Origin of the sequence: Nostoc sp. XA010 (assembly GCF_020829625.1) — a bacterium.
In the GTDB taxonomy this organism is placed as follows: domain Bacteria; phylum Cyanobacteriota; class Cyanobacteriia; order Cyanobacteriales; family Nostocaceae; genus Nostoc.
This window is the reverse complement of record NZ_JAIVFX010000003.1, coordinates 266141-278389: the sequence shown is the minus strand read 5'-3', so window position 1 is coordinate 278389 and position 12249 is coordinate 266141. Positions and strand designations below refer to the sequence as shown.

At 42.5% G+C, this 12249-nt stretch carries 16 protein-coding genes; 11 read left to right on the top strand and 5 right to left on the bottom strand.

Annotation, left to right across the window (positions count from 1 at the left end):
* Nucleotides 1-36 precede the first annotated feature (36 nt).
* Both LC608_RS06660 and LC608_RS06655 read left to right on the top strand, forming a co-directional pair.
* Nucleotides 37-510, top strand: coding sequence for a TspO/MBR family protein (locus LC608_RS06660; RefSeq protein ID WP_229552775.1), 474 nt, complete (start codon nt 37-39; stop codon nt 508-510).
* Between the two features lie 183 nt (nt 511-693).
* Nucleotides 694-1167 (top strand): TspO/MBR family protein, encoded by a 474-nt coding sequence (locus tag LC608_RS06655; protein WP_229552774.1) that lies wholly within the window; start codon nt 694-696, stop codon nt 1165-1167.
* A 182-nt stretch (nt 1168-1349) separates the two neighbouring features.
* On the opposite strand, the gene LC608_RS06650 is transcribed toward LC608_RS06655, so the two are convergent.
* The 3 genes from LC608_RS06650 to LC608_RS06640 form a co-directional block, all read right to left on the bottom strand.
* Nucleotides 1350-2057: a M15 family metallopeptidase gene (locus tag LC608_RS06650; protein ID WP_229552773.1), complete on the bottom strand. Its 708-nt coding sequence runs from the start codon at nt 2055-2057 to the stop codon at nt 1350-1352.
* 64 nt (nt 2058-2121) lie between these two features.
* A complete protein-coding gene (locus LC608_RS06645; RefSeq protein ID WP_229552772.1) occupies nt 2122-2382 on the bottom strand; it encodes a DUF4926 domain-containing protein in 261 nt (86 codons plus the stop codon).
* A complete protein-coding gene (locus LC608_RS06640; protein WP_229552771.1) occupies nt 2369-2713 on the bottom strand; it encodes a DUF6883 domain-containing protein in 345 nt (114 codons plus the stop codon). Before LC608_RS06640 ends, LC608_RS06645 begins: the two co-directional genes overlap by 14 nt.
* A 60-nt stretch (nt 2714-2773) precedes the next feature.
* Here LC608_RS06640 and LC608_RS06635 point away from each other — a divergent pair, with 60 nt between their 5' ends.
* The 5 genes from LC608_RS06635 to LC608_RS06615 all read left to right on the top strand — a co-directional run bounded on the left by LC608_RS06635 (nt 2774) and on the right by LC608_RS06615 (nt 7966).
* A complete protein-coding gene (locus LC608_RS06635) occupies nt 2774-4255 on the top strand; it encodes an aminotransferase class I/II-fold pyridoxal phosphate-dependent enzyme (RefSeq protein WP_229552770.1) in 1482 nt (493 codons plus the stop codon).
* Nucleotides 4256-4412: 157 nt separating this feature from the next.
* Nucleotides 4413-5396 carry a choice-of-anchor A family protein gene (locus LC608_RS06630; protein ID WP_229552769.1) on the top strand — a complete coding sequence of 328 codons (984 nt, stop codon included), beginning with the start codon at nt 4413-4415 and terminating at the stop codon, nt 5394-5396.
* 135 nt (nt 5397-5531) lie between these two features.
* On the top strand, nt 5532-6551 hold the full coding sequence (locus tag LC608_RS06625) for an ABC transporter ATP-binding protein (RefSeq protein WP_229552768.1): 1020 nt from the start codon (nt 5532-5534) through the stop codon (nt 6549-6551).
* A gap of 95 nt (nt 6552-6646) precedes the next feature.
* Nucleotides 6647-7534, top strand: a complete 888-nt coding sequence (locus LC608_RS06620; RefSeq protein WP_100900645.1) for an ABC transporter permease — start codon at nt 6647-6649, stop codon at nt 7532-7534.
* Nucleotides 7535-7570: 36 nt separating this feature from the next.
* Nucleotides 7571-7966 (top strand): hypothetical protein, encoded by a 396-nt coding sequence (locus LC608_RS06615; protein ID WP_229552767.1) that lies wholly within the window; start codon nt 7571-7573, stop codon nt 7964-7966.
* Nucleotides 7967-8044: 78 nt separating this feature from the next.
* Here LC608_RS06615 and LC608_RS06610 read toward each other — a convergent pair whose 3' ends face one another.
* Nucleotides 8045-8482 (bottom strand): peroxiredoxin, encoded by a 438-nt coding sequence (locus tag LC608_RS06610; RefSeq protein ID WP_229552766.1) that lies wholly within the window; start codon nt 8480-8482, stop codon nt 8045-8047.
* A gap of 195 nt (nt 8483-8677) precedes the next feature.
* Between LC608_RS06610 and LC608_RS06605 the strand changes: the two genes are divergently transcribed.
* From LC608_RS06605 to LC608_RS06590, 4 genes are all read left to right on the top strand, one after another.
* A complete protein-coding gene (locus LC608_RS06605; RefSeq protein ID WP_229552765.1) occupies nt 8678-9079 on the top strand; it encodes an Npun_F0494 family protein in 402 nt (133 codons plus the stop codon).
* A gap of 297 nt (nt 9080-9376) precedes the next feature.
* The gene (gene cobQ, locus LC608_RS06600) at nt 9377-10855 is read left to right on the top strand and encodes a cobyric acid synthase CobQ (RefSeq protein WP_229552764.1); all 1479 of its coding nucleotides are present in this window, start codon (nt 9377-9379) and stop codon (nt 10853-10855) included.
* Between the two features lie 76 nt (nt 10856-10931).
* Nucleotides 10932-11168: a 2Fe-2S iron-sulfur cluster-binding protein gene (locus LC608_RS06595; RefSeq protein ID WP_229552763.1), complete on the top strand. Its 237-nt coding sequence runs from the start codon at nt 10932-10934 to the stop codon at nt 11166-11168.
* A gap of 64 nt (nt 11169-11232) precedes the next feature.
* Nucleotides 11233-11424, top strand: a complete 192-nt coding sequence (locus LC608_RS06590; protein WP_229552929.1) for a type II toxin-antitoxin system HicB family antitoxin — start codon at nt 11233-11235, stop codon at nt 11422-11424.
* Between the two features lie 315 nt (nt 11425-11739).
* On the opposite strand, the gene LC608_RS06585 is transcribed toward LC608_RS06590, so the two are convergent.
* Complete coding sequence (locus tag LC608_RS06585; protein ID WP_229552762.1) at nt 11740-12183, bottom strand: SRPBCC family protein; 444 nt, start codon at nt 12181-12183, stop codon at nt 11740-11742.
* Nucleotides 12184-12249: the final 66 nt, after the last annotated feature.

The window sequence follows — 12249 nt, the reverse complement described above, 5'->3', positions numbered from 1 at the left end:
TTAAGCGATAGATAGCGCTTGTAAAGGATAACGGCCATGATTAAATCTTGGATGGTGATTGGGGGTGTCGCTTTCTTAGTTGCCTTAGCAGCTAACGTAATTACACCTAGCGATCGCCAATGGTTCAAGCGCTTACGACGGCCGAGATGGCTAACTTTTGAGGGTGCGATTCCTATTATCTGGACTGTAATATTTATTTGCGGTGCTTGGTCAGCTTATATTATCTGGGAAAAAGATCCAGGAAGCACTTCAACCTGGCTAATCATGGGTTTATACTTGCTTTTAGAAATTGTAACCATTGCCTATACACCTGTAATGTTTAAGCTTCGCAGCCTGAAAGTCGGTACAATTCTTGGTGGCACAGGTTTTATCATTTCTGCTTTATTGATACTTGCAGTTTTAAATATTTCTGGCTGGGCAGCACTATTACTAGTTCCTTATTTGCTGTGGAGTCCCATTGGTACTTATACCACTTGGAAGATGATCAGTCTCAATCCTCAAGATGCCTAGTACCGCAGGGCGGAAGTTAAAAGTATTATGGAATTGTTTTCTGTATCTGGATTTTGTGAATACATCGGTCACAATTCTTTTTAGATTGGTCTAAGATTCGCACCAGGGAATGATTCAACATATAGCCTAAATTGTCAGACTTGCAGTGTATGACTTGACAAAATACACAAGCGAGAGTGCATTATGATTCCATCTTGGATAATAATTGGGGCTGTAACTTTCTTCGTCGCCCTTGGTAGTTTCTTGATCACGCCGCGTGATGTTAAATGGTTTGCAAAGTTAAGTCGCCCTCGTTGGCTAGTTTTTGAGCCGCTCATTCCGGTTATCTGGACTGTGATTTTTATTTGCGGTGCAGCTTCAGCTTATGTTGTCTGGGAAAAAAATCCAGGAGGCATAATTACTTGGCTACTAATGGCTTTGTACCTCTTGGTGGAAATTATCACCGTCGCCTACATACCTGCAATGTTGAGGTTCCGTAGTCTCAAAGTTGGTGAAATCCTTGGGCTAATCGGTTTGATTTCAGGTGTTGTCCTGGCAATCTGCCTTTTGCCGATTTCTCCAATGGCGGCGCTGTTACTCCTTCCCTATTTAATTTGGACTCCTATTGGTACTTACACTACCGATGAGTTAAAAGAGTTAAATCCTCAAGATGCATAGTACCGCAGGGCGGAAGTCAAAAGTATTATGAAATAAGCTCTTTAGGGATTTAAAATGGTCGCTCTATTTGCACCGTGGCGTACTAGTTTGAGATTTTGGATTGTCAAAGAGTTTCTGGTAATAGCATTAGATTGTTCAATTCAAAATTCAAAATCCAAAATCTAAAATTCTTCTGCCCACATTTATGTAAGACGCCCATAACGTGCTTTGACAGGATTGGCTGGATTAGATTGATTATTCAGCCAAGCCCACATTTGATCGCCAATAGAAAAATGCCACCATTCTCTAGGATTGCGTTGAAAACCGGCTTTTAACATTACATCTTGCAATAGCTGACGGTAAGCATGATACTTTTGGGCTTCTGGGCGATCGCTATTAGCATAATAATCTGGGTGCGATCGCTCTGACATTTCATCAATTGGCGAACCCATATTCACTATTTGCCCAGCATCATCTACCAGCGTCACATCCACCGCCGCACCAGTACTGTGAGGAGGCGGAGTTTTTTCATCCAAACTTGGTACAGCCCAAATTGCATAAACTGCTTCCCAAATCTCTTGGCGTTGGTTTGGTAATAACTCCACCTGAGTCAGTCCCCTGTCCTGCACTGCTTGGGCGAAGCTGTAATCTACCATAAACTGCTGGACTGCTACTGGGCGATAAGCATCAAAAATTTGGATACGCCAGTTTGAATGCAACAGTTGAAGATAATTTTGCGCTTGGAGCAAATTTTCAATAACGCTTTGACGGAGATAATAGGGAGAGCGATCGCCATAAGGCGCACCTAATTTTTCATAAGGATGGGGAGATTCCACCGCAAACAATTCTAAAGGAATCTCTATTAGCGGTTCACCACACTCGAAAATTGGGATTTGATGATAAGGTCTCATCTAGTCAGCTACACAGGACTTACGGATTTTAACGCAAGCATAGCATTTTGGTAAAAATTTAAATTTAAGCAATTGCCAAATCATAATGTAAAACTAAAATTTCATCTGCTCTCAAAGTTGCCATTGCATATTCACAACCTTGGGTATCAGCAAACTCGACTAAATAATGATATTCTTCTTCTTGCTCATACACTTCTACAATTGTTCCAACTTGCCCACTAGGTAAGCTTTCGATAGAAGTATAATCTTCTTCTATTAGTTGTAATCTCTCAATGGGAATAGGCTTGAGTGTAGCAATAGTATCCAAAAGTTTAACTTTTTTCATTTAACTTCAGAAATGCAGTAATCAAACGTGGATAAAGATTATTAGCGGTAGTTTCCCAGATTGTCCGCAGTCTGATTCCGTCTGTATCAGGTACTATCCAATCTACCTTAAATTGTTGACCAAATTGTGTAGTACTTTGCTGAACAACTTCACCCGCAACTGCTGCTGTTTGAATAAGTTCACGCAAAACATCGGCGTTTTCTAGTGTGATTCCTAGAATTGATGCGAAAACTCTAGCTTTATGTTTCCCACTCGGATGTTCTGGGTTTAGACAATAACCTATGAGCTTTTGCATAGAAATCTCTGCTTGCTCGCCGTTGGGTAATTTCATAGTCTATGAATATGCCCTAACAGACTTTAAATTTTATCATTAACGGTTTGTTTCTTTTAAATGCTCAATCAAAACCAAACACCCTTATTAGATGCCTTAAAAGCCAATGCAGCAAGACCACATACGCCTTTTTACACCCCAGGACATAAACAAGGTGAGGGCATTTCTCAATCCTTAGTTGATTTACTTGGTAAAGCCGTCTTTCGCGCTGATTTAACCGAATTAGCAGATTTAGATAATCTCTTTGCACCCCAAGGCGTTATTCAAGAAGCACAACAACTAGCAGCAGCAGCTTTTGGCGCTTCACAAACATGGTTCCTTATCAATGGTTCTACCTGTGGGATTGAAGCGGCAATTCTTGCTACCTGTGGCACAGGCGATAAAATCATTCTGCCTCGCAATGTCCATTCATCTGCGATCGCTGGTTTAATTCTTTCTGGTGCAATACCAATTTTTCTTAATCCTGAATACGATCCAGTTTTAGATATTGCCCACAGCATCACACCCAACGCCGTAGAATTTGCACTCCAACAACATCCAGACGCTAAAGCAGTGTTGACAGTTTACCCAACATATTACGGCGTTTGTGGAAATTTGAGTGCGATCGCCAACATCACACATCAATACAATATCCCTCTACTCGTAGATGAAGCACACGGCGCCCACTTTGCCTTTCATCCCAAATTACCCACTTCAGCCTTAGCCGCAGGTGCTGATTTGACTGTACAATCCATCCACAAAGTACTTGGTGCAATGACACAAGCATCAATGCTGCACATCCAAGGTAACAGGATAGATTGCGATCGCATCAGTAAAGCTTTGCAACTCGTACAATCTACTAGTCCTAGTTATTTACTTTTAGCTTCTTTAGATGCAGCGCGTCAGCAAATGGCACTCCACGGAAAAATGCTGATGTCTCGCACTTTGCAACTAGCAGATGAAGCTAGAACAAGAATTAGTCAAATTCCTGAATTATCTATTTTACAGATTCCTGCTTATCAAGAGGGGTTAGGGGGATCTCCCGGCTTTCTAGCTTTAGACGAAACGCGACTAACTGTCACTGTTTCTGGTTTAGGTTTAACCGGATTTGAAGCAGAGGAAATTCTTGATGAAAAATTAGCTGTTACTGCTGAATTTGCCTCGCTGCAACATCTCACCTTTATCATTAGTTTGGGCAACACCCCAGCCGATATTGAACAATTAGTGCAAGGTTTTATCACCCTCGCCAAACAATATTACCGAAGCAACTTGACTGTTAAAAACCAGGTCTGGCTAAATCTAAACAGAACACTAGATTATGCTCTACAACTTTCTCCCCGTGAAGCTTTTTTTGCTGTCAGTGAAATACTACCTTTGACACAAACCAATAAACGCATCTGTGCTGAAATCGTCTGTCCCTATCCCCCAGGAATTCCTGTGTTAATGCCGGGAGAAGTCATCACCCAATCAGTCCTTGAATATCTACAACAAATCCAGACTATGGGTGGATTTATTAGCGGTTGCAATGACATTAGCCTCAAAACTTTGAAAGTTGTGAAATAACCTTATAGCTACTGATTCCTCTTCCTCAAAGTTTAATTGATAAAGTCAAACATACAGTAGTTATACTAATGTGAAACTTCAATAAACATAGCTAGTAGACTAGTGCAATCTTTGATTTATACCCATAGGATCATCTTGATGATTCCGAAACTAGAAGATGAAATCAAAAACCTATTATATTTGGGTGCAAATAGCAGCCCCGATTGTAGTCACTCTAGCGCTGGGTTTTTCAGCAAGAGCGAATGCAGTTGAGTTAGGTGCTGCCTCTGATTACAATGTATTTGTTTTGGGAGATATCTCTCAAAAATATACAGATATCGAAGGAAAAGTTGCTGCTGGCGGTAACATAAATTTCGTCGGTGGACTTGGAAGCAAACTTTCTGGCAATAGCGGCAACGTAGTAATAGCTGGACAGAATTTAACTCTGAGCAACAGTCAGGTTTACCACGGTAATGCTGTCTATGGAGGCAGCGCCAATGTATCCAGCAATGTGGGATTTCCCCAAGGAACTCTCAGCAAGGCTAATCCCATTGACTTCAATGAAGCAGGGAAAGAACTGCGAGGGCTATCTGAATATTTGGCAACCTTAACTCCTACTGGTAAAACAACAGTTCAACCTTGGGGTGCTATTAACCTTAGTGGCAGTGGTACTGCTTTCAATGTTTTTAATCTTGCAGGCTCATCTTTCTCCAAGACAAACTATTTTGAAATTAAGGGAGACGCAAATTCAACTGTCCTTGTGAATATCAGCGGTAACGATGTGTCGCTACAAAACTTTGGGTTTAATATCATTGGTACAGATAAACAAAAGGTAATTTACAACTTCTATGAAGCAACAAACCTAACTGCCAGTGGCATTGGCATTCAAGGTAGTATTCTTGCGCCTTTGGCTAATTTCAATTTCAATAACGGTCAAGTTAACGGCAATGTAGTAGTAGCTTCTTTGAAAGGAAATGGCGAGTCTCATAACCATCTATTTAATGGCGATGTGCCAACTGTCCCAACTAAGTACTACACTCCGCCTAAGCCTCCCACTCATACTCAGGTTCCAGAGCCTGCAAATCTTCCAGGTTTAGGATTAATTGCTATAGCATTTGGTTTATTTCGCTACAACCGCAATCAAGCTACTTGTTTAGAATAACTAAAAATTTTTGGCAGCATAGCGCATTATACGAACTTGTTTACAGATTTTCGCTCATGCGCTATTTCCTTGCTCTCTACCTTCTACAATAAAGATAGACTTTATTGAGATTTGTATAGTTGGGGATAAGCTGTCATGGCTCCCGCCGTTTTCATTCAAAATTTGCAAAAACGTTACGGTACAGTGGTTGCCGTCCAAGATGTTTCCTTTCAGGTAGAACCAGGAGAAATTTTTGGTTTACTTGGCCCCAACGGTGCTGGGAAAACTACTACCTTGCGTGCTTTATGTACACTCACCACACCGGATGCTGGCAAAATCGAAGTATCTGGCATCTCTGTGTTAGATAATCCGAGATTGGCAAGACAACGACTAGGCTACGTAGCTCAGGAAGTCGCTATAGATAAGGTGCTGACTGGAAGAGAACTGCTGCAACTGCAAGCCGCACTTTATCACCTGCCAGGCGCAGTAGCCAAACAGCGCATTGAGACTGTATTAGATTTACTCGGTTTGCAAGAATACGCCAATAAAAAGACAGGAACCTATTCCGGCGGTTTACGCAAGCGCCTAGACTTGGCTGCTGGGTTACTCCATTCACCGGATGTTTTAGTCTTAGATGAGCCAACAGTAGGGCTTGACATAGAAACTCGTTTTGTGGTATGGGATTTCCTAAGAAAATTACGCGCCTCTGGGACGACAGTTGTAATTACCAGCCATTACTTAGAAGAGGTTGACGCTTTAGCCGATCGCGTGGCAATTATAGATCGCGGCGTTGTAATTGCTGCTGGGACACCTTCACAATTGAAAGATCAAGTAGGGGGCGATCGCATCACTTTGCGAATCCGCGAGTTTTCCCCGATTGAGGAAGCAGAAATTGCTAAAAACCTCTTGCAACCTTTGCCGTTTGTGCAAGAAGTGATCATCAACAGCGCTCAAGGTAATTCCCTCAACTTGGTGGTGACACCTCAAAACGATGTTTTGATCAACATACAGCAAGCGCTGAATACTGCTGGCTTGCCCATATTTGGCATAGCCCAATCTCGCCCCAGCCTCGATGACGTTTACCTCGCCGCTACAGGACGCACACTGATGGATGCAGAACTAGCAGCCGTTGCCACTCGCGATCCTAAAGCTGAGAAAAAGCAGAATATGAGATAGAGGCTGGGGGCTGGGGACTGGGAAAAAGTTTTGTCAATCCCCAATCCCCAATCCCCAATCCCCAATCCCCAATCCCTAATCCCCAATCCCCAATCATGAGCGTTACTCCTAAATCTGATATCAATTGGCAGCCGTTAGCATCGCCACAAGCAGATGCTAATGCTGCACCTAACTTTTTCGGTGAATTGGTACAAGAGACGTTGGCTTTAACTCGTCGCTTGTTTATTCAATTGCAACGCCGTCCCTCCACATTGATTGCCGGAATTATTCAGCCGGTGATGTGGTTGGTGCTATTTGGTGCTTTATTTCAAAATGCACCCAAAGGATTGTTCGGCAGTACGACAAATTACGGGCAATTTTTAGCTGCTGGAGTAATTGTGTTTACAGCCTTTGCTGGGGCGCTGAATGCTGGGTTGCCCGTAATGTTTGACCGCGAGTTCGGATTTTTGAATCGTTTGCTGGTAGCACCGTTAGCATCACGGTTTTCCATTGTCTTTGCTTCAGCCATCTTTATCATCAGCCAAAGTTTGCTGCAAGCAGCCGTGATTGTTGCAGCAGCAGCGTTTATTGGGGCTGGACTACCAGATGCAACGGGTTTATGTGCGATCGCTCTAATAGTCTTCCTCTTAGCTTTGGGCGTAACAGCCATCTCCCTTGGTTTAGCTTTCGCTCTACCCGGACACATTGAATTGATTGCGGTGATTTTCGTCACTAACCTACCATTATTGTTTGCTAGTACAGCTTTGGCTCCTTTATCCTTCATGCCTCAGTGGTTGCAGGTTGTGGCTACCCTAAATCCTCTCAGCTATGCGATCGAACCCATTCGCTATCTGTATCTCCACAGTAGTTGGGAACTAGGTAGCGTAGTCATGCAAGCTCCTTGGGGTGATGTTACCTTCGGGGGAGCCTTGCTGGTATTGTTTGGCTTTGCCGTTGTCGCCTTACTGAGTATTCAACCCCAACTACGGCGAACTCTTGCTTAAAGAGATAAAATAGAGCAATTTTAGGCTCCAAATCCCATGAAAAAATCATTACAAATTCCTAGACTCATTGTGGCTACCGTGGCAGGAATTAGCTTTGCTTCCTTGCTTATAGCTCAACCAAGTTCGGCTCAACAAGTCAGCCCAGCTGATGCTTTTCCCAGTAATAGTACAACAGACCAAAATACCGATCCCTTCTCCCGTTCAAACTCAGACAACTTCAACATGTTTGACCTGATTCATCGGGCGAATTTTGGCACTCTCAACTGGGATTCTAACCAACAGAACGAACAACTAGACTCAGCCGCAGCAGCCTTTAAAGCAAGGCAACAAAAACTAATTCGAGGTGAACAACAGCAAGCAACCCCCAGTTTGCCATCGTTTACACTACCATCAGCTACGCCGCCATCGCTTACACCACAATCAGGTAACTGAATTCAAGCAAAGAACCCCAAGCCTCTAGAGGCTCGGGGCTGAGACTATTTAAAAAATCCTTAATTATTAGGTAAAAAACTACAGCCCAAGTGCAGCTAAAACATCGCTAGCATGGGTGGTGGTATTTACACTAGTGTCAACATGGGTAATTTTGCCGTTGGGATCAATTACGTAGGTGACGCGCTTGGCATAACCACCGCCATCCACATCGAAAGCTGTGATGAGGGATTTGTCGGTGTCAGCCAATAGAGGAAAATTCAAATCATATTTTTGGGTGAATGCTTGATGGGAGACTTCATCATCAGCACTGACTCCCAAGATTACAATATCTTTACCTTGATATTGAGCCTGGGCATCCCGAAAACTACAGGCTTGTTTGGTGCAACCTGGCGTGTCATCTTTGGGGTAAAAATACAAAACAACCGTCTTTCCCCTTAAATCAGATAGCGAGACTGTGTTGCCCTTTGTATCTTTGGCGGTAAATGCAGGTGCATCCGTACCAACTGCTAGAGGCATAATTAACCTTTCCTATTTCAGATTGTTGATGCACTTGAAATTTTACATTAATTTATAATGATTAAATATAATTACTAAAAAATAGTATAACTATATTTTAGGTAAGTAATTTTTGCTTAAATAAGGTAGTTGCTACAAGTAAAAATATATTCTTATATTAATTTTTATTAGAAGAAAAATTACTACCCATATACAATGCCTGCTATTGATTCCCAAAACCCAAATATTTTTGTCTATCCTCAAAGCACAGTAGACAGAGCCGAGCGATCGCTAGTATGTTCACCCTTCAATTTATCTTTATTTGAAGTCATGGGACACGAGAGTGTCTCATTAACTGCGATCGCACAAAATGGCCTCAAGCAGGGCTATACTAAAGGGCCTTTATCAGAATTAGCCTGTGACAACGCCTTGGGCTGGCTGATCCAAGTGGGTGTATTGCGCCGCGAAGTCGATGGTCAGGGGATTACAGATAGTTTTCGCCTCACTCCCTTGGGTCGCCAGTTGGTAGAACAATATCAGGGAAAAAATTGGCGGACACCTTCATGGCGCGATCATTTATCTGATGCTGTGATTCGTTGGTTACGAATACCTTTTTAGAATAAAAAACTAAAAAGTTAGGATTAGGGAATCAAAGGGAACAATATATACGGAAACGTCACATCTATTTATGAAGTCTTTACCATAATTCATCTAATTGAAATTTCTGATGGTACTGGGAAAGAGATGAGGCAGAGGATAAGGGTAATACTGTTGTGAGGGAGACAAACTATACAGGAATTCTCCTCCTGTTGTCTACTCCCTGCTCCCCTGTTTTTTAACTGATGGACGGATTGCCATATAATTGTTAACTCCTAAAAATTCACCCTGTATCCTGAAAACTAACTAATAACAACTATGAAATCAATTATGGTGGTGGGGACAACATCCCATGCAGGGAAATCACTTTTAACTACAGCTATTTGTCGCATTCTGTCGCGGCGTGGCTGGCGAGTGGCTCCCTTTAAAGGTCAAAATATGGCTTTAAATGCTTATGTCACTGCCAATGGTGGAGAGATTGGCTATGCCCAAGCAGTGCAAGCTTGGGCGGCGGGAATTGTGCCTTGGGTAGAAATGAACCCAATTTTACTCAAACCTCAAGGGGATATGACTTCCCAAGTAATTATCAAAGGTAGGTCTGTTGGTAAAGTTAGTGCCTCAGATTACTACGAGCAATATTTTGACCTGGGGTGGCGGACAATTGAAGAATCGCTACAGCATTTAGGAACAGAATTTGACATGGTGGTTTGTGAAGGTGCCGGTAGTCCAGCAGAGATTAACCTCAAGCACCGTGACTTAACTAATATGCGGGTGGCAAAACATTTAAATGCGCCAACGATGTTAGTAGTTGACATTGATCGAGGTGGTGCTTTTGCCCATGTCGTTGGAACCTTAGAGTTATTAGAACCAGATGAACGCGCCTTAATTAAGGGTATAGTAATTAACAAGTTTCGAGGACAGCGATCGCTCCTAGATCCGGGGATAAAATGGTTAGAAGAACGCACAGGTATCCCGGTAGTTGGTGTTATACCCTACTTACAACAAGTTTTTCCAGCAGAAGACTCCCTTGATTTGCTAGAACGTGAATCCCATAAAGGTCAAACTGACCTCAACATTGCCGTCATTCGCTTACCCAGAATTGCCAATTTCACCGACTTTGACCCACTTGAATCAGAAAGCACTGTTTCAGTAAAATATCTCAGCCCAAAGCAAGATTTAGGACATCCTGATGCCGTAATTCTTCCAGGGACAAAGACCACAATTGCTGATTTGCTAGTGCTGCAAAAAAGCGGTATGGCAGAAGCTATCCAACACTATGCTGCTTCTGGTGGAACCGTTTTAGGTATCTGCGGTGGCTATCAAATGCTCGGTCAAATTATCGCTGATCCTGAAGGGATAGAGGGACAAGCAGGCAGGTATCAGGGGTTAAACCTTTTACCAATAAGAACCGTAATTACCGGACAAAAAATCGCCCGCCAGCGCCAAGTTAGCTCAAATTATCCGCAACAGGGCTTGCCAGTAAATGGCTTTGAAATTCACCAAGGGCGATCGCGCATTGAACAGCAAGGTGTAGACCCTCAATCGTACCACGCCCTATTTGACGATATTAATTTAGGGTTAGTGGATAGTTGTCAATCAGTCTGGGGAAGTTACTTACACGGGCTTTTTGACAATGGCCCTTGGCGACGCGCTTGGTTAAATCGCCTCCGTCAACAACGTGGTTTAAAATCTTTGCCCACCGGAGTTGCCAACTACCGCGAACAGCGAGAGCAGATTTTGGACGCTCTAGCCACTGAAGTAGAAAGCCATTTAGACTTAACTCCATTTTTGTCTTAAACTAAAGTGCATAAAAATCGCACATTTTTTCGCTTACAGTAAGTATCATTAGTCATTTGCTAATGACCAATGACCAATGATTATTCGTGTCCGCTTTTTACCAGATGATGTCACAGTAGATGCCGAAGTGGGAGAAGCCCTATTAGATGTAGCAGACCGGGGTGGGGTATTTATTCCCACCGGTTGTCTAATGGGGTCTTGTCACGCTTGCACCGTCGAATTAGAGGATGGAGAAATCATCCGCGCTTGTATCACCGCAGTACCACCACACGAGGAATTGACGATTAATTTGTTTAGTGACCCAACTTGGTAGTTTTTTAACCCTCTAAGTTCAGAAAATCAGATGAAGAAATAGAGGAAAAAAGACAAAATGAGTTATTCAGTGGTCTGAAGAAGATAATTGCCTTTTGGTAGGATTCCCTGATTTTCCACGGCAACGCTGGCGAACTCATGGGGATACTTACGAGTTAGCTGTGGCAAATGGAATTGAAGTTTTAGAGTCTCTAATTATTGCTTACGAAGCTGTAGGTGATCCACTCCCACAACCAACAGTAAGTAGAGTGCGTTAAGGCGATTGAGTAGGTGGTAACTAATGCTGAACAATTTGCGCGATCGCGGGTTATTTTGGTTAGGATATTATTTTTGTGTATTATTACGGTTATTTTGTATTTAAAAAATCCATATTTTTTATACATTGTTTCTTACTGCCTGTTTTTGCTATCTATGGGAACTCCAAAAAATAAATTATCCAATTTTTGGAATCAAAATAATTTTTCTTCCCCCTGCTCACTGCTCCCCTGCGCTAAAAGCGTACCCTTTGGGGAAGCAAGCTACGCGTAGCGTCCCGCAGGGATGGGATATTTTTTTATTTGGAAGTCCCTATATCAATTAGCTTTAACATTCAGCGCGTATTCTTTAAACCTTTCCAAATCAGCTTGAATTGTGGATTCAACTACCCGCCCCAAAAACAAGTTATCCATAATTTTGCCAATAATGCCGGGGATAGCATAGGAAATGGTCATTTTAACAATACTACTATTGTTGCGATCGTAAAACCGAATCGCTCCCTGATTTGGCAAACCATCAATCGATTCCCATTGGATAATTTGGTTGGGAATAACTTTGAGAATTCGAGATTTCCAAGTAAATTCTAGACTGCCTGTCTTCAATTTCCAAAGAGATAGATCTGGATTATCTGGCGGAATTTTCACCGAATCAATCCACTTCATCCACCGGGGCATTTGCTCTAAATCGGCCCAAAGGCTCCATACTAAATCTATGGGAGCCTCTACTTCTACCTGCACAGTATGCTCTAACCAATCTGACATTCTCTCTTCTTCCTTCTCTTTGAGATGCTTTACGTAACTTGCTTCTTTGCAGGAGTACGCGGTTAG

Excerpts from the sequence above, each read along its gene's own strand:
- LC608_RS06620 (WP_100900645.1), top strand. The coding sequence starts at position 6,647 with ATGAGCGTTACTCCTAAATCTGATATCAATTGGCAGCCGTTAGCATCG.
- LC608_RS06615 (WP_229552767.1), top strand. The coding sequence starts at position 7,571 with ATGAAAAAATCATTACAAATTCCTAGACTCATTGTGGCTACCGTGGCA.
- LC608_RS06630 (WP_229552769.1), top strand. The coding sequence starts at position 4,413 with ATGAAATCAAAAACCTATTATATTTGGGTGCAAATAGCAGCCCCGATT.
- LC608_RS06635 (WP_229552770.1), top strand. The coding sequence starts at position 2,774 with ATGCTCAATCAAAACCAAACACCCTTATTAGATGCCTTAAAAGCCAAT.
- LC608_RS06625 (WP_229552768.1), top strand. The coding sequence starts at position 5,532 with ATGGCTCCCGCCGTTTTCATTCAAAATTTGCAAAAACGTTACGGTACA.
- LC608_RS06605 (WP_229552765.1), top strand. The coding sequence starts at position 8,678 with ATGCCTGCTATTGATTCCCAAAACCCAAATATTTTTGTCTATCCTCAA.
- cobQ (WP_229552764.1), top strand. The coding sequence starts at position 9,377 with ATGAAATCAATTATGGTGGTGGGGACAACATCCCATGCAGGGAAATCA.
- LC608_RS06610 (WP_229552766.1), bottom strand. The coding sequence starts at position 8,482 with ATGCCTCTAGCAGTTGGTACGGATGCACCTGCATTTACCGCCAAAGAT.
- LC608_RS06645 (WP_229552772.1), bottom strand. The coding sequence starts at position 2,382 with ATGAAAAAAGTTAAACTTTTGGATACTATTGCTACACTCAAGCCTATT.
- LC608_RS06585 (WP_229552762.1), bottom strand. The coding sequence starts at position 12,183 with ATGTCAGATTGGTTAGAGCATACTGTGCAGGTAGAAGTAGAGGCTCCC.
- LC608_RS06650 (WP_229552773.1), bottom strand. The coding sequence starts at position 2,057 with ATGAGACCTTATCATCAAATCCCAATTTTCGAGTGTGGTGAACCGCTA.
- LC608_RS06660 (WP_229552775.1), top strand. The coding sequence starts at position 37 with ATGATTAAATCTTGGATGGTGATTGGGGGTGTCGCTTTCTTAGTTGCC.
- LC608_RS06655 (WP_229552774.1), top strand. The coding sequence starts at position 694 with ATGATTCCATCTTGGATAATAATTGGGGCTGTAACTTTCTTCGTCGCC.
- LC608_RS06640 (WP_229552771.1), bottom strand. The coding sequence starts at position 2,713 with ATGAAATTACCCAACGGCGAGCAAGCAGAGATTTCTATGCAAAAGCTC.
- LC608_RS06595 (WP_229552763.1), top strand. The coding sequence starts at position 10,932 with ATGATTATTCGTGTCCGCTTTTTACCAGATGATGTCACAGTAGATGCC.